Annotated in this window: 13 protein-coding genes; 4 read left to right on the forward strand and 9 right to left on the reverse strand. The window is 70.6% G+C overall.

From position 1 onward, the window contains the following. Positions 1–2: 2 nt before the first annotated feature. The 3 genes from D4739_RS04050 to arfB are packed head-to-tail and all read right to left on the reverse strand — an operon-like array spanning position 3 to position 1,706. Positions 3–881, reverse strand: a complete 879-nt coding sequence (locus D4739_RS04050) for a hypothetical protein (protein WP_120059373.1) — start codon at positions 879–881, stop codon at positions 3–5. 20 nt (positions 882–901) lie between these two features. Beyond that, the gene (locus D4739_RS04055) at positions 902–1,258 is read right to left on the reverse strand and encodes a sterol carrier family protein (RefSeq protein WP_120059374.1); all 357 of its coding nucleotides are present in this window, start codon (positions 1,256–1,258) and stop codon (positions 902–904) included. Between the two features lie 22 nt (positions 1,259–1,280). Further along, complete coding sequence (arfB, locus tag D4739_RS04060; protein ID WP_120059375.1) at positions 1,281–1,706, reverse strand: alternative ribosome rescue aminoacyl-tRNA hydrolase ArfB; 426 nt, start codon at positions 1,704–1,706, stop codon at positions 1,281–1,283. A 116-nt stretch (positions 1,707–1,822) separates the two neighbouring features. Between arfB and D4739_RS04065 the strand changes: the two genes are divergently transcribed. Beyond that, entirely contained in the window at positions 1,823–3,451 is a 1,629-nt protein-coding gene (locus D4739_RS04065; protein WP_238473514.1) for a M28 family metallopeptidase, read from the forward strand. Between the two features lie 141 nt (positions 3,452–3,592). Here D4739_RS04065 and purL read toward each other — a convergent pair whose 3' ends face one another. Further along, positions 3,593–5,854, reverse strand: a complete 2,262-nt coding sequence (purL, locus tag D4739_RS04070; RefSeq protein ID WP_238473515.1) for a phosphoribosylformylglycinamidine synthase subunit PurL — start codon at positions 5,852–5,854, stop codon at positions 3,593–3,595. 292 nt (positions 5,855–6,146) lie between these two features. On the opposite strand from purL, the gene D4739_RS04075 reads away from it, so the two are divergent. Together D4739_RS04075 and D4739_RS04080 are read left to right on the forward strand one after the other, a co-directional pair. After that, positions 6,147–7,520 carry a glycoside hydrolase domain-containing protein gene (locus D4739_RS04075; protein ID WP_120059377.1) on the forward strand — a complete coding sequence of 458 codons (1,374 nt, stop codon included), beginning with the start codon at positions 6,147–6,149 and terminating at the stop codon, positions 7,518–7,520. Positions 7,521–7,647: 127 nt separating this feature from the next. After that, positions 7,648–8,106, forward strand: coding sequence for a hypothetical protein (locus D4739_RS04080; RefSeq protein ID WP_120059378.1), 459 nt, complete (start codon positions 7,648–7,650; stop codon positions 8,104–8,106). 5 nt (positions 8,107–8,111) lie between these two features. Here D4739_RS04080 and D4739_RS04085 read toward each other — a convergent pair whose 3' ends face one another. Beyond that, positions 8,112–11,180 (reverse strand): hypothetical protein, encoded by a 3,069-nt coding sequence (locus tag D4739_RS04085; RefSeq protein ID WP_147384792.1) that lies wholly within the window; start codon positions 11,178–11,180, stop codon positions 8,112–8,114. Positions 11,181–11,294: 114 nt separating this feature from the next. Between D4739_RS04085 and D4739_RS16810 the strand changes: the two genes are divergently transcribed. Continuing rightward, on the forward strand, positions 11,295–12,185 hold the full coding sequence (locus D4739_RS16810) for an Ig-like domain-containing protein (protein ID WP_182920311.1): 891 nt from the start codon (positions 11,295–11,297) through the stop codon (positions 12,183–12,185). Positions 12,186–12,585: 400 nt separating this feature from the next. Here D4739_RS16810 and D4739_RS04095 read toward each other — a convergent pair whose 3' ends face one another. The 4 genes from D4739_RS04095 to purS are packed head-to-tail and all read right to left on the reverse strand — an operon-like array spanning position 12,586 to position 15,818. Further along, positions 12,586–14,364 (reverse strand): helix-turn-helix domain-containing protein, encoded by a 1,779-nt coding sequence (locus D4739_RS04095; protein WP_147384793.1) that lies wholly within the window; start codon positions 14,362–14,364, stop codon positions 12,586–12,588. 52 nt (positions 14,365–14,416) lie between these two features. Further along, complete coding sequence (locus D4739_RS04100) at positions 14,417–14,896, reverse strand: DUF3817 domain-containing protein (protein WP_238473516.1); 480 nt, start codon at positions 14,894–14,896, stop codon at positions 14,417–14,419. Continuing rightward, the gene (gene purQ, locus D4739_RS04105) at positions 14,893–15,561 is read right to left on the reverse strand and encodes a phosphoribosylformylglycinamidine synthase subunit PurQ (protein ID WP_120059381.1); all 669 of its coding nucleotides are present in this window, start codon (positions 15,559–15,561) and stop codon (positions 14,893–14,895) included. Before purQ ends, D4739_RS04100 begins: the two co-directional genes overlap by 4 nt. Beyond that, positions 15,558–15,818 carry a phosphoribosylformylglycinamidine synthase subunit PurS gene (purS, locus tag D4739_RS04110; RefSeq protein ID WP_120059382.1) on the reverse strand — a complete coding sequence of 87 codons (261 nt, stop codon included), beginning with the start codon at positions 15,816–15,818 and terminating at the stop codon, positions 15,558–15,560. Before purS ends, purQ begins: the two co-directional genes overlap by 4 nt. Positions 15,819–15,852 lie beyond the last annotated feature (34 nt).

A 15,852-nucleotide genomic window follows, 5' to 3' on the forward strand; every position in this document is an offset into this window, starting at 1 on the left:
GGCTAACCGCGCTCGCTCACCGGATCCGGTCCGCTGTGGTCACGACCTGACAACGTTTGGGCGATCGACCAGACGAGGGCTGCCGCGACCGCCACCGCCGGCGGCGCCAGCAGGTACGCCGAGGGGTGGCTCGCCGCCGTGAACACGTCGAACGTCGAGTCGATCAGCTCGCGCAGGCCCGCGCCACTGCCCATCCCGCTCGAGCCGTAGACCGCGGCGTACGAGAGGGCGGTGAAGAACGGCTGGGCGAAGGTCACCACCACGACCGGGACCACCCAGCCGAGAAGGTGCCACACCGGCCGCACTCCCGCGCGGGCCAGGACGACCGCGAGCGCGGGCGCGAGGAGCCAGTGGGCGCGGTGCACGAGGCCATCGAGCCCGACGGCGAGCACCAGCGGCGCCGTCCACGACCCGACCATGGCGGCGACGACGGTGCCTCCGGCGACCTGCGACCAGCGCCGGCCGCTGGCGATGCCCAGCCCGGCGAGGACTCCGAGAACCGGTGCTGTCACAGCGGCGGCGACGAGGACGACCACGAGCAGCACCGCTGCGTCCGTCTCCTCACGGAACGGACCGACCACGTCCCACGTCTGGGCGAGAGCGCCCGCGAAGCCAGCGAGCGCCCCGATGGCACCCGTGTGGTGGCCGATCCGGAGCAGCCTCGGGATCACGACGCCCGCAGCGCCGCCGATCCCGCCCGACACGATCAGCAGACCGAGCGCGTACTCACCGAAGGGCAGTGCCACCCAAGGCGTCTCGTCGGGCTCGATCGAGCTCCACGCCGACGAGACCTGCAGTCGGCCGCCATCGACGAGCCAGGGCAGCACCCCGACTGTCCAGCCCGCCACGGCGCCGACGATCAACCCGAGAAGTGAGCGCATGGGACGACCGTAGTTGGTCGCTACAACGGGAGGTACGACGCCAGGTCGGTGCGCTCGCCACTGGCTCTCACACGCCCGCTGCCCAGTCCGTCAGCCCAGGCGAGCCGGCCCGTCGCCAGCGCCAGCCACGTCTCTGCGTCGGTCTCGATCACGGCAGGCGGCGTGCCCCGCGTGTGACGGACGCCCGCGATGCACTGGATCGCGGCATAGGGCGGGATGCGCACCTCGACGGAGTTGCCGGGCGCCCTCTCCTGCAGCACCGCGAGGTGGTGCTTCACGAGCAGTCGCAGGTCGGCCGGCGTGGCCGACCCCGCGTCGTACGCCGTGCGGGCTGCCGCGAGCTGGTCAGCAGGGGCGGGCGTCAGTCGGCGGGGCACTCCCCCATTGTCCCCTCCCGGTTCAGTCGAAGTTGCCGCTGCGGCCGCGCTTGATCTCTCCGCGCTGCTTCTTGCCGGCGAGCCGGCGCTCCTTGGAACCGCGGGTCGGCCTTGTGGGGCGACGCTTCGCCGGCGGTGGCGCGGCCGCTTCACGGAGCAGCTGGGCCAGGCGATCGCGGGCGGCGCGGCGGTTGGCCAGCTGGGAGCGGTACTCACTCGCGGCCAGCGTGAGCACGCCGTCGACGAGCCGGGGGCCGAGGCGCTCCAGCAGCCTGGCCCGCAGGTGCTCGGGCACAGCCGTCGACCGGGCGACGTCGAACGAGAGCTCCACGCGGCTGTCGGCGGTGTTGACGCCCTGGCCGCCGGGACCCGACGAGCGGGAGAAGCGCTCACCGAGCTCGCCGTCCGGGACGACGAAGCTGCGGGTCACGACGAGATCCTCGGGCACGGCTCCATCATCACCCGGCTTGTCCCAACCGTGACCTTCCAGCAACGCACCAGTGACCCGGGTCACAGAGGGTGCGGAGGGTCGGCAGCCCGCCGACACCTAGGAAAGGTCTGCACGTGAGCATCTCAACCCACCTCGGGGTGGGCCGCCGCCGGAACGGCATCACCGTTCTCAGCGCTGGCATCGCCCTGCTCGCCACCTCTGCTGTCGCCACCACCGCCACCGCGGCTCCGACAGCCACCGGGGCCGATCGCACCAACACCACCTCCAAGACCCTCCGGTCCGCCGTCACTCCCGCAGGCGTGATGGAGCACCTCAACGCACTCGATGCCATCGGCGCGGCCAACGGAGGCACCCGCGCCTCGGGCACACCCGGCTACGCCGCCTCGCGGGACTATGTGGTCGCACAGCTGGAAGCGGCCGGCTACGAGCCGACGGTCCAGGCGTTCGACTTCCCGTTCTACCGCCAGCTCTCACCCGCCACCTTCGAGCAGGTCGCGCCCAGCCCGGCGACGTACGCCGAGGGCACGGACTTCGCGTCCATGACCTACTCCGGATCCGGTGACGTCACGGCGACCGTGCAGGGCGTCGACCTGAACCTCGGCGACCTGGCTGCCTCCACCAGCGGTTGCGAGGACGCCGACTTCGCCGGGTTCACCGCGGGCAACATCGCGCTGGTCCGTCGCGGCACCTGCACGTTCGGCGAGAAGGTCGTCAATGCGCAGGAGGCCGGAGCTGCGGCGGTCGTCGTGATGAACCAGGGCACCGCGGGCCGCACCGATGCGTTCGCCGGCACCCTGGGCGCACCCGTCGCCACCGTCCCGGCGTACGGCACGAGCTTCGCGATCGGCCAGGCACTGGCCGTCGACGGCGCCGTCGCCCACGTGGCGATCGAGACCGAGTCCGAGACCCGCACGACCTGGAACGTGTTCGCAGAGACCGCGGGTGGCGATGCCGAGAACGTCGTCATGACCGGCGCCCACCTCGACAGCGTGGTGCCCGGACCGGGCATCAACGACAACGGCAGCGGCTCCGCTGCGATCCTCGAGGTCGCCCAGCAGATGGCCAAGGTCAAGCCGAAGAACAAGGTGCGGTTCGCGTGGTGGGGCGCGGAGGAGCTCGGCCTGCTCGGCTCCGAGCACTACGTCGCCGACCTCGAGGCCAACGCGCCGTCCTCGCTCGAGGACATTGCCCTCTACCTGAACTTCGACATGGTCGGCTCGCCGAACTACGCGCTCTTCGTCTACGACGGCGACAACTCGAAGTTCCCCGTCGGCCCGAGTGCCGCCGAAGGCCCCGAGGGCTCGGGCGCGATCGAGAAGCTGTTCCACGACTACTTCGCCGGCGAGGGCACGCCCTCCGCGGAGACGCCGTTCAGCGGTCGCAGTGACTACGGACCGTTCATCGCCGTCGGCATCCCGGCCGGTGGCCTGTTCACCGGCGCCGAGGGCGTCAAGACGGCGGAGGAGGCCGCGCTGTTCGGCGGCACGGCCGGTGTCGCCTACGACGCCTGCTACCACCAGGCCTGCGACACCATCGCCAACGTCAACGTGGACGCGATCGACCACAACTCCGACGCGATCGCGCACGCCATCCTGACCTACGGGATGAGCACGCAGGCGGTCAACGGCGGCAAGGGTCGTCCGGTCGGCCCGCCGTCACCGGACGGCGTACCGAGCGGCAGCGGCACGAGCGAGGGCGGCGGTCTGCACGCCGACCACGACCACGAGCTGCCGTTGTCCTGACGGAACCTGGGGGTGAGGCCCCGGGTCCGCGCAAGCGGGCTCGGGGCCTCGTCACGTCAGCAAATGGCGATAGTCCCTAACGAAAAGCGCCTCATCCGGCTCGGGTGAGGCGCTTTTCGTCAGGGACTATCTGACGGTGGGTCAGGCCATGGCGGCGGGGAGCGTGGCGGTCCACGCCTCGCGCAGCTCGGCGATCGGCAGGTCGAACTGGCCCTCGACCACGATCGCCTCGCCGCCGGTGGTGCCGAGCGCGGTGAGGGGTACGCCGTGCTTGCCGGCCAGCGCCTCGAGCTCAGCGACCTTGCCGGTGGGGACGGTGACCAGCACGCGGGCGGTCGACTCGGCGAAGAGCGCGAGGAACGGGTCGCCCGGGAGCGTCACCGTGGCGCCGATGTTGTTCTTCAGCGCCGACTCGGCCAGCGTCTGCGCCAGGCCGCCGTCGGAGAGGTCGTGTGCCGAGGCCAGCAGGCCGACGCCCTCGAGGAGCAGCGCAGCGAGCGCCTTCTCGGCAGCGAAGTCGACCTTCGGCGGCAGGCCACCGAGGTGCTGGTGGACGACGTGCGCCCACTCCGAGCCCGAGAGCTCCTCGCGGGTCTCGCCGAGGAGGTAGACGGCCAGACCCTCGGCCTCGAACGCACTGGGCGTGCGGCGGGTGACGTCGTCGATGACACCGAGGACGGCGACCACCGGGGTCGGCAGGATCGCGGTCTCGCCGGTCTGGTTGTAGAGCGACACGTTGCCGCCGGTGACCGGGGTGCCGAGCTCCTTGCAGCCCTCCTTGAGGCCCGTGCAGGCCTCCGCGAACTGCCACATGACGGCCGGGTCCTCGGGCGAGCCGAAGTTGAGGCAGTCGGAGACGGCCAGCGGCTGCGCGCCACCGGTCGCGACGTTGCGGTAGGACTCGACCAGCGCCAGCTGCGCACCCGCGAACGGGTCCAGCTTGGCGAAGCGGCCGTTGCAGTCGGTCGAGACCGAGACGCCGAGGTTGGTGGACTCGTCGATGCGGATCATGCCCGAGTCGGACGGCTGCGAGAGGACCGTGTTGCCGCGGACGTAGCGGTCGTACTGGTCGGTGATCCACGACTTGTCGCACAGGTTCGGGGATGCGGCGAGCTGGACGAGGGTCGAGCGGAACTCCGCGCCGGTGGTCGGGCGCGGGAGCTTCTCGGCCGCGTCGGCCTGGAGCGCGTCCTGCCAGTCCGGGCGGGCGAACGGGCGGTTGTAGACCGGGCCGTCGTGCGCGACCGATCCCGGCGGCACGTCGACGACGCGCTGTCCGTGCCAGTCGATCTCGAGGCGACCCGTGTCGGTGACCTCGCCGATCACAGCGGCCTCGACGTCCCACTTGGCGCAGATCGCCATGAAGGCTTCGACGTTTGCGGGCTCGACGACCGCCATCATGCGCTCCTGCGACTCGCTCATGAGGATCTCCTCGGGAGAGAGCGTCGAGTCGCGCAGCGGCACCTTGTCGAGGTGGACGTGCATGCCGCCGTCACCGGCAGAAGCGAGCTCGGAGGTGGCACAGGAGAGACCGGCGCCGCCGAGATCCTGGATGCCCGCGACCACGTGGGCCGCGAAGAGCTCGAGGGTGCACTCGATGAGCAGCTTCTCCATGAACGGGTCGCCGACCTGGACGGCCGGGCGCTTGGCCGGGCCGGAGTCCTCGAACGTCTCGCTCGCCAGGATCGAGACGCCGCCGATGCCGTCGCCGCCGGTGCGCGCGCCGTACAGGATGACGAGGTTGCCCTTGCCCGTGGCGTTGGCCAGGTGGAGGTCCTCGTGGCGCATGACGCCGATCGCGAGGGCGTTGACCAGCGGGTTGCCGAGGTAGGTCTCGTCGAAGACGGCCTCGCCGCCGATGTTGGGCAGGCCGAGGCAGTTGCCGTAGCCACCGACGCCGGAGACGATGCCGGGCAGCACGCGGTGGGTGTCGTCGGCATCGAGCGGGCCGAAGCGCAGCGGGTCCATGACCGCGATCGGGCGGGCGCCCATCGCGATGATGTCGCGGACGATGCCGCCGATGCCGGTCGCGGCGCCCTGGTAGGGCTCGACGTACGACGGGTGGTTGTGCGACTCGACCTTGAAGCTGACCGCGTAGCCCTGGCCGATGTCGAGCACGCCGGCGTTCTCACCGATGCCCGCGAGCATCGGGCCGCGCGGCGTCTCCTGCGCGAGCTCACCGAACTGCTTGAGGTGCACCTTGGAGGACTTGTAGGAGCAGTGCTCCGACCACATCACCGAGTACATCGCCAGCTCGGAGCTGGTGGGACGGCGCCCGAGGATCTCGCGGATCCGGGCGTACTCGTCCTCCTTCAGGCCGAGGTCGGCCCACGGCTGCTCTCGGGTCGGGTCGGACGTGGCGACGTCGACGGTGTCCAGGTTCGAGGCGCGGGTCTCAGGCACGTGCCTCATCTTATGCGGCGTACGGCGTGGCTCCGGACCGCGGTCCGCTCGCGGACTTTGCGCCGTGTCGACCTCGAGGTTGCGCCGTGCCGACCTCGACGTTGCGCCGTGTCGACTCCGAGGTCGCGCCGTGTCGACGTCGAGGTTGCGCCGTGTCGACGGGGCTCTGACCTGCGGAAACTACAAGTTTGTAGTTCATCGGGAGCCCTGTTGCTGGTGTGACTCATGGGGTTAACGTGATGAGGTTCCACGCTGCCACACCTGTCTTCCCCACCCCCTTGGAGAACCCCACATGCGCCCCCAGAACCGCCCTCGGACGGCCTTCCGGACGCTCCTGGCCACCACCTGTGCGGCCGCTGTCGCCGTCACCACCGCCATGGCGGGCACCTCGCTCTGGCAGTCGCAGGACGGTGCGATCAACCTCGTCGCGAGCACGAACCCGGCGACGCCCGGCAACTTCACCGGCTACGGCTTCGACCAGTGCCTCGCGCCCACCCAGGCCAAGATGGACACGTGGCTGAACAGCTCACCGTTCCTCAGCGTCGGGATCTACATCAGCGGCAACTCGCGCGCCTGCCGGGACCAGCCGAACCTGACCCCGACCTGGATCGCGAGCCAGCTCGCCAAGGGCTGGAAGCTGCTCCCGATCACGCTGGGCCCGCAGTCGACCTGTGTCGGCCGCTACCCCCGCTACGGCGCCTCGATCGATCCCACGATCAGCAACAGCACGACCAACAACCGCGCAGCCGCTCGCAGCCAGGGCACGGCTGAGGCCGACAAGGCGGTCAGCGTCGCGACGGGTCTCGGGATCGTGCCGGGCAGCACGCTCTACTACGACCTCGAGGGCTGGTCGGACTACACCAACGCGACCTGCCGCGAGTCCGCGCTCGCGTTCCTCACGGCGTGGACCAACCGGGTGAAGTCCCGCGGCTACCTCTCCGGCGTCTACTCCAGCGCCGGCTCGGGCATGCGGATCCTCGACAACGCCCGCAAGGCCGGTCGCACGGATGTCGCCCTCCCCGACCAGATCTGGATCGCCCGCTGGGACGGCGTCGCCAACACCTCGACGTCCTACATCAGCGAGGCAGGCTGGCAGCCACACAAGCGGATCAAGCAGTACCACGGCGGGCACAACGAGACCTGGGGCGGTGTCACCATCAACATCGACCGCAACTGGCTCGATGTCGGCCGTGGTTCGTACGCCGCACCCGAGACGCACTGCGGTGGAGTCAACCTCGACTACACGGCGTACCCGCGCCTCGTGCCGGGCACCAGCCGCCCCGAGGTCCGCGCCCTCAAGTGCCTCCTGCGCGAGCAGGGCTACTCCGGCATCCGGCTCACCCAGTACTACGGCCGCGGGCTGACCACGGCGATCACCTCGTGGCAGAAGGCGCACGGGTTCGCCGCGAGCACGACGTGGAAGGGTCCGCACTGGCGCGCGATCCTGGCCCAGGGCAGCACGCCTGTCCTCAAGGTCGGCTCCGCCGGTCCGGCCGTACGCCGCGTCCAGCGCGCGCTGAACGCCGGCACGTTCGGTCTCCCGGTCACCGGCCTGATGGACTCGGCCACCCGGTCCGCCCTCACCAAGTGGCAGTCCGCGCGCGGCATCACGGCCAACGCGATCGTGACCGCCGACGACTGGGCGCTGCTGCAGCGCGGCCGCTGACGTCCCCGACCTGGCCCGGCGGGCGCGAACTGACGCGCACGCCGGGGGCCGGGAAGCACCTCGATTACGCCACATCCCTACCCTCGTCCGGCACCCTCGGGCCCGTTCGGTGGGACATCCTCGGGTCATGGTTGTGGAGCACGCGCCCTGGGAGGCGTCCGACGGACTGCGCTCCGCGCTGCGCTCCCACCTGTCCGCCGGCCCCCTGCACACCGTCCATGCCGCCTTGCTCGACGCGGCGACCGATGCGGTGGTCGCTGTCCTCGAAGGAGTCGACCACCCACGCGCCGACGACTCTCTGCTGACGCTGGTGAAGAACTTCCACGACGATGCCCGCCTCGCCTCGAGCCGGCTCGCGAGCGGCGAGCGAGTCGCCGACCGCGCGAACGCTGCCCGGATCCGGATCCGCCTGGCAGTGGAGGCACGCTTCGGCGACAGCGAGGCGGAGTGCCTCATGCGTGCTGCGCTGGTGCAGGGCTATCTCGACCCAACCGCCGGCCACAGCGCCGCGGAACGCAACCTCCACCTGAGCCGCTCCACCTACTTCCGCGTGCTGCGCCGGGCCCGGGCCCGCCTGGCCGACTGACCCGGTCAGTCGGACACGACGACCACCTCGGGAGTCGCGATGCTCGTGACGAACTTGTCGAGATCAGGCTCCGCCGGACGAATCGTCGCAGCGACGACCCGGGGCTCGAAGGTGCAGCCGCTGGCCGCCTCGACCTGGACGTCCACCGTCCGCGGCTGGAGCTGCGCGACCGCGTCCGCGTAGCTGTTCCGGTTGACGCCAAGCGCGGAGCCACCCGCCCAGGCACCCTTGCCATCGATCGGCGTCTGCTCGCGCATCCCGAACACCCAACTGCCCCACGGCGGGATGGAGCGGAACTGACCCGACGTGTTGGGCATGACGACCCGCACCTTGCACACCACACCGGTGCCGTCGGCGCTTGCCTTCGTCAGGTGTGCCTTCACGTCGACCCGGAGCGGCTGCAGCTCGGCTCGCGGGTCGGGCGTCATCGTGAACCCCTCGACCCCGGGGAAGCTCGGTAGACCACTGGCAGAGCCGACTGTCGACATCGCCTCGGCCCCAACCTGGTCGCGGACCGAGTCCAGCAGCAGCGTCGCGACGGCAAGGCAGGGGTCCTCGGCCGCGTTGCCGACCTTCGGTGCGTCGAGCGCCGATGACGCCTGGTCGAGCGCGGCACCGAAACCGGGCGGCGCCTTCACCTCCTCGCAGGGGATGCCGGCGCTCGCCATCAGGTCGGCGCCGAGCTGGGCGAACTCTCCGGACGCGGCCGCCACGAGGGCGTCCCCGCTCGGCAGCGCCGGCGGCAGACCGACCGATGCAAGCGCAGCGGTCACGGCTGCGCGGGTCGCGATGCCGACCACGGTGGCGCAGGCTTCGTCATCCCCACCTGCCGCACCGAGACCGACGCAGAGCGGGTTGTACTTCGCAATCGCCTCGACCACCGCGTTGATGACGCCGTTGTAGACGTAGGAGACAAGGGAGACCGCCTCGATGATGAAGCCCACCACCACGCCCGCGGCATCGACGACGAACTCGATCGCGCCACAGATCAGGTCGTCGCACTCGGCAGGGGCGAACTCGCCGGGACAGTGCACGCCGCTGACCGGGTAATAGGCACTCGCCGCCGCGATCGAGGACTTCTCGTAGTAGGAATCCCAGGCTTCTGCCGTCTGGAACATGCCGTTGGGCATCTCCGGACGCAGCTGGGTGCCCTGCCACGGGACATCGACGTACACGCAGCCCATGGCCGGCGCGTACGGCGCACGTCCCGCGTCCACCCGCACCTCGTCCAGGGTGACCGAGACCTGGGAGGACTTCGTCTCGTGGGTGGGCATCCTCAACGTCACCGGTGCTGAAGCCGCCCACGGGTTCTTCGGGTCGGTGAGCACCCGGACGTGGACCTCGTCGCCCTCACGCGGCAGGGTCACCGGGTTCATGACGGCGCTGCCGAGGTCCGTGACCGGCGTGATCTTCCCGTACTTCGCCCCCGCGAGGGTCGGCGCTGAAGCCGCATCGATCGGCGGCGCGAGGATCTGGGCGACACCGGGCTGCGCCGGCGTCGCGTCGTACTCGCTCGAGAGCGGCTCCGACGCGTCCAGCGGGATCTTTGCGGTGTCGATGCTGAAGGTGCCGGCGCGGCCGCCGTCCTTCGCCGTGCCGCCGTCGGCGTCGGCGATGCCCGCCGCGATCAGGCCGGGCGGCACCAGGCTGAGGTCGTTCGGGTCGATCGGGCCGGCGATCACCTGCCAGACGACGCGGTCCACCCGCGACGACGCGGCCTGCCAGGAGAAGTCGATGCTTCGGTGATCGTGGCCCGTGTCGATGACGGGTGGGTAGTTGCTGATGTCGGCCGAGGTCAGCGTCAGCGCGGACGGCTCACCCACGATGTCGGCAAGTCGCACCCCCTCGGGCACCGTCAGCGAGCCGGTTGCCAGGGGCTCGGTCGGCGGGTTCTCGAACTCCTTCGTCCCCTTCCACACCTCGAGGTCCAGGCGGTGACCGTCGAGTGCGGGAAGGTACGCCGCCACGTTGGCGCCCGGGTAGAGGGGAAGGCTCTGGCTCGGCGATTGCGGGACGCGAAGCCACGGACGACCGTCGACGGACAGGAGCAGCCAGCCCGCGCCCGCGGGAGTCTTGAGGATCCCGTTGACGATCGAGGCGTTCCCCTTCCACCCGGCACGTTCGGCGCACGAGGCCGGGACGGTCACCTGCACCTGCCCGCTGACCCCTTCGTCATCGGTGGCGTGGAAGAGGTGGGGTCCGGCTGCGAGGAGCTTGATCGCGGCGCGGTCACGCGTGGCTCCACTGACCTCGGCCCATCCCGGGATCGAGGAGCTGGAGTGCCAGAACGTGACCTCGCCGCTCCTGTTGGCGGCCTTCAGCTCGACGCCACAGCCGGTCGGCTCGGCTGTGAGCGCGAGCCGCGCAGGAAGGTCGGGCACGTCGACGACCGCAGAGCTGCCGGTGATGGCGGCCACTCCTGCATCGGGCGCAACGAGGGCGATGGCCTTGCGCCGGGACACGACCAGCTGGTCGGCGGGCAGCCCGAGGCGGGCGGCAACGTCCTTGGCCCCCTCACCATCGAAGACCTGCACCGGGACCGGGATGAAGTCCTGATCCGGCTCCGGGCTCTGCGTCTGCCCGGGAGCCTGGTGGGCCTTCGGTTGGGCCTTCGGATGGGCCTTCGGTTGGGCCTTCGGTTGGGCCTTCCGTTGCGCGCCGGGCGCCACGGCGATTGCCACCGGGACCGACCGCGAGATCTCTCCGTCAGTGCTCTCGACCTCGATGTGCACGAGGTGCGAGCCGACAGAGAGGGCCGGGAAGTCGAGACGGACGGCGCCGGCAGTCCCGACGCCGTCGGACTGCCCCACCTGGCGTGCCCCGTCGAAGAGCCGGACGCGCTTCGCCGGGGACGCGCCGTACGAGCTGGCGAGGAGCGGGACGCTGCCGCCCACCGAGGTCGTCTGCGGTCCCACCACATTGAGGACCGACGGGAACGCCCAGGACTCCAGGCGCGGGGTGTCGTCGCGACCCGGCAGGTCGACGACCCCGCTGCGATGGAGGACGGCGATGACGCCCGAGAGGACCAGCACAAGGGCCAACACGTGCACCATGACCCGCGATGACCTCACCATGGTCGTCACGCTAGAGACGCCGGGCGGCGCCGTCCGTCGGGAGCGGCGAAGCTGACACTGAAGTGAGACTGGCACCCGGTCTGCAGGGGCACTGCGGACCGTAGCGTCGCCACCATGGCCTGGCCCCTCGCTGCATCCGGCGCAGCCGCCACCCTCGGGGCGGCGGCCACCGGCGTTGTCCTGCTGATGCCGATCGACGGTGGCACCCAGGCGTGGATCGATTCACCGACCGCTGGCGCAACGCTGATGGCCGGGAGCATCGTGGTCACCGCACACGCGACCGATCCCGATGAGATCGATGCCTTGACGTTGACTGTCGACGGAGAGCGGGTCGATGACGACAAGGCGCCCGACCGCACCGGACTGCTCGCGTTCGGCGTGTTCGACTGGATGGCAACTCCGGGCACCCACACGCTGCGCGTCGCCCAGGTTGGCGGATCGGAGACCGTCTCGGACGAGCTCGTGGTGACGGTCCTCGATCCGAGCGTGCCCGCAGCTCCCCCGGTGGTCGAGCCGACGCCCAGCGCCACGGTGAGTGCGACGCCATCCGCGAGCACATCGCCGTCGGCGTCTCCGACAACCTCCCCGACGCCCACCGGCTCGGCGAGCGAGATCCCGAAGCCGACGAAGCCGGTCCAGCCAACGAAGCCGGCGCCGAGCACCACGGCTGCCCCGCCTCCAGCGCCTGCCCCGGTCATCGACTCGGCCGCGTTCACCGGCCCGTGGGCCAGTGACCCGAAGCTCTACACGTTCGCGAGCTGTCCCTACACGGTCCGGGTCGAGGCGCGGATCCGGAACGCCACCCAGGCACGGGTCGCGGTCTCGGGGGTCGGATCGTTCCCGATGAGCAGCAGCGGGTCGACCTGGGCAGCGACCCTGGTCTCCGGCTTCGACGCCGGACAGGTCGGCACACACACCGTCAGCGTCACGGCCTCGGGCCCTGGCGGCACCACCAGCAAGACCGTCGGAACACTCACCATCGCCCCTAGCTGCCCGAAGGACTGACGACACCATGACTCACCTGAGGACCCGCCTCGCGGCGCTCGCCACGCTTCCGCTGATCCTGCTCAGCACCTCGTGCGGCGGCGACGACGCTGCTCCGACCGCACAGTCCGATCCGGACTCGACCACCTCGACGGGTGACACCGGATCGGCGTCGATCCCGGATGAGATCTGCTCCGTGTTCACCGCTGCTGACTTCGAGGCCGTGGTTGGCGCTCCCGGGACCCTCGAGGAGCAGCCGGGCGGCGGCTGCGAGTACTCGCAGGAGGACCCTCGCGATGTGACCGTCACGATCAACGCGCTGGTCGTGGCTGCGGAGAGCGACTACGACGCTGCCCGTGGTGGCGCGACGGGCCCGATGGACGAGCCGGTCATCACCGACGGCGACAGCCCGGGCGACCACTCATTCATCGGAATCGGGACCATGTTCGGCGGTGACAACCTGCAGGGCTCCGGCGGTGCCACCAACGGCAAGGTCATCGTGCTGACGAACGTCATCCAGGCCCGGGGCCTGCCCAGCGAGGAGATCACCCGGATCAGTACGTCGCTGCTCGAGCTCGCCGCCGCGAAGCTGTTCTGACAGGCCGCGCCAGCGCAGGATCAGGTCCAGGCGGCTCGTGGCGCCCAGCCTGGCCGAGGCATCGGCCAGGTGCTTCTCGACGGTCTTGACGGTGACCCCCAGGAGCTCACCGATGGCTGAGTTGTTCTCGCCGGCAGCCGCCCTGGCCACGACTTCGCGTTGCCGCGGCGTCAGCTCGACATCAGGGATCGGCTCGGGCGGACGCGCGCCGTGCTCGGCGACGAACCGGGCGACGAGCTGCACCCTCGTGCCGACGCCAAAGGCAGCAAGGATCCGGGATGTGTGGACCCGCACCGTCTGCGGGGAGATCATCAGGGCGCGCGCAATCGGAACCGTCTCGTGGCCAGCGAGGATGAGGTGGGCAATCTCGGCCTCTCGCACCGACAGGCTGGCCCAGCCCTCCCCCACCACCGGCGGCAGGCGGCGGCCAGCGCGACCGAGCTTCTGCCCGACCGAGCGGCGTACGGCCTTGTGGCCGAGGCGGTCGCTCTCGGCGACGAGCTCGCGAAGCGTGCGGGCCGCCCCGGCGACATCACTGCTGGCAAGTCGCGCCTGACCAAGGACCACCTCGCTCTCGGCGGCCTCGACGCCGCGGGCCTGCGCCCGGCACACGGCGGCCGAGCGCTCGGCGAGGGCTGCCGCCCGTGCGGAGTCACCATCAAGCATGGCCAGTCGCGCATTGAGGCGATCCACCGTCGGCGCCGCGATCGGGTGAGCGGCCAGCATGTCCGCCTGGGCGCCCCACGCGTGTGCCGCATCTCCGTCGCCAGCAGCGATGCTGCCCGCGACGAGGAGCTCCAGCCCCAGGGCCCGGTCGATGACCGTGAAGCGCGTGAGCCCGGCATCACGGCCCGCAGCCAGCACTGCGTCGGCCGATCGGACGGTGTCTCCGAGCGCGATCGCACCGAAGGCGCCCAGCAGGAGGATGCCGCGTCCGAGGTGGTCGACAAGGTTGACGTCGGCCTCTGCGATCGAGGCAAGCAGGCGTTCGGTCCCCTCGACATCCGCGGCGTTGCCTCGCACCAGGCTCTCGATCGCGTCCGCGAGGAGCACGGTGCGTGGCGATGTCACGGTCGCTCGAAGCGTCACCAGGGCACGCTCGGCATCGGCGACCCGTCCCTCGAACAGCGCGATGCGCACCACCGCCCCGGCCATCATCGCCGCGTAGGGGTGGGGCGCCCACAGCTCCGCCGCACGTGCCGCCCAGCCACTGACAGCTGACGCCTCCGCGAGCCGCGCGTGGGTCAAGGCCGCCTCTGCCACCAGGTATCCGACGAACGCATCGACGCGACCGCGCGGGCCCGTCGGGTCCAGCGCTTCAACCGCCCGGGCCACGACGTCGCCTGTGAGGGGAGCGGATCCGGACGAGGAGATCGCCAGCGCGGCCAGGGCCAGCCGCCGTTCGGCGGGGGTGTCCGCTTCGGCCAGCGCGCGTTCAGCGGCTTCGACAGCGCAGTCGAAGTCTCCCACCCAGAAGTGCGTCACCGCGAGCAACGAGCTCGCCGGGGAGCCGACCTGCCTCGCGAGCTCGCAGGCCAGCTCGTGCCCGCGCCCGACAACCAGGCCGTCCAGGACATCGGACAATTGGGACTCGAACTCCACCGCCGCAGCCTAGCCGCAGGTCGAGTGGCGGGTACGGCGCGCCGCGGGTCACTCAGCCGGCAGGCGGACCCACGAGCAGCGCGACGATCGTCAGCACGGCAAGCGCGATGACGAAGAGGACCAGCGCCTGGCGGTGGTGACCCAGCAGCCAGCAGACAGCGCGCTGCCGAGCGGTCGGGCTGGTCTCGGAGCTGTGCCAGTGGTCGTCGAGGAGCCCACGCTTCTCGGCGCTCCGGTCGAACCAGATCGTCGCGAACGGCGGGATCGAGCTCGCCAGACCAACCAGGGTCCGGCCCTTGCTCCAGCCCTGGTCGATGGCCACGACCAGCGTCACGAGGCAGAACGCGAGGAAGGCAACGCCGTGGATCGGCCCGAAGACCTGCACGCCGAGGTCGGTCGTGTGGGTCACGCGCTTGAGGAACATGCCGACCAGCAGGCCGGCCCACGTGCACGCCTCCATGACAGCGGCCAGGCGGAAGACGCTGAGCGGCGACAGGCTCGTGCCGGTCGCGGTCTCCTCGGTGACGCTCATGCGAAGACGGTGGCGGCGAGGCTCGTGAAGAAGCCCAGGCCGTCGGTGCCGGGGCCGCAGAGGTCCTCGACCGCGTGCTCCGGGTGCGGCATCAGGCCGACCACGTTGCCGCGCTCGTTGGTGATGCCGGCGATGTCGCGCAGGGAGCCGTTGGGGTTGCCGCCGAGGTAGCGGGCCACGACCCGCCCCTCACCCTCGAGCAGGTCCAGCGTGGCCTCGTCGGCGACGTAGGAGCCCTCACCGTTCTTGAGGACCACGGTGATCTCCGCGTTCTTGTCGTAGGACGAGGTCCACGGCGTCGAGTTGTTCTCGATCCGGAGGACCTGGTCCTTGCAGACGAACTTGCGGTGGTCGTTGCGGATCAGCGCACCCGGCAGCAGGTGGGACTCGCAGAGGATCTGGAAGCCGTTGCAGATGCCCAGGACGGGCATGCCCTTCTTCGCCGCCTCGATCACCTCGGTCATGACCGGGGAGAAGCGGGAGATGGCGCCACAGCGGAGGTAGTCACCGAACGAGAACCCACCCGGGAGGACGACAGCGTCGACGCCCTTGAGATCGTGGTCGCCGTGCCACAGCGCGACAGCCTCGTTGCCACCGATGGTGACCGCGCGGGACGCGTCGACGTCGTCGAGCGTGCCCGGGAAGGTGACGACGCCGATCTTCACGCGGTCGCTCCGGAGGGGTCCTCCACGCGGACCACGAAGTCCTCGATGACGGTGTTGGCGAGCAGGGTCTCGGCCATCTTCTCGACCTCGGCGAGCACCGCGTCGGTGACCTCGTCGACCTCGATCTCGAACCGCTTGCCCTGGCGGACTCCCACCACGTTGGTGAAGCCCAGGCGGGGCAGGGCACCCGCAACGGCCTTGCCCTGCGGGTCGAGGATTTCCGGCTTGAGCATGACGTCGACGACGACACGGGCCACGGTGGCGCTCCTTGAAGAGGTGGGGCGATGCGGC

It is taken from the genome of Nocardioides cavernaquae (assembly GCF_003600895.1).
In the GTDB taxonomy this organism is placed as follows: domain Bacteria; phylum Actinomycetota; class Actinomycetes; order Propionibacteriales; family Nocardioidaceae; genus Nocardioides; species Nocardioides cavernaquae.

Bases quoted from the DNA above. Each gene is read 5' to 3' on its own strand.
- D4739_RS04050 (WP_120059373.1), bottom strand. From the start codon at position 881: ATGCGCTCACTTCTCGGGTTGATCGTCGGCGCCGTGGCGGGCTGGACA.
- D4739_RS04075 (WP_120059377.1), top strand. From the start codon at position 6,147: ATGCGCCCCCAGAACCGCCCTCGGACGGCCTTCCGGACGCTCCTGGCC.
- D4739_RS04080 (WP_120059378.1), top strand. From the start codon at position 7,648: ATGGTTGTGGAGCACGCGCCCTGGGAGGCGTCCGACGGACTGCGCTCC.
- D4739_RS04085 (WP_147384792.1), bottom strand. From the start codon at position 11,180: ATGGTGAGGTCATCGCGGGTCATGGTGCACGTGTTGGCCCTTGTGCTG.
- D4739_RS16810 (WP_182920311.1), top strand. From the start codon at position 11,295: ATGGCCTGGCCCCTCGCTGCATCCGGCGCAGCCGCCACCCTCGGGGCG.
- D4739_RS04100 (WP_238473516.1), bottom strand. From the start codon at position 14,896: ATGAGCGTCACCGAGGAGACCGCGACCGGCACGAGCCTGTCGCCGCTC.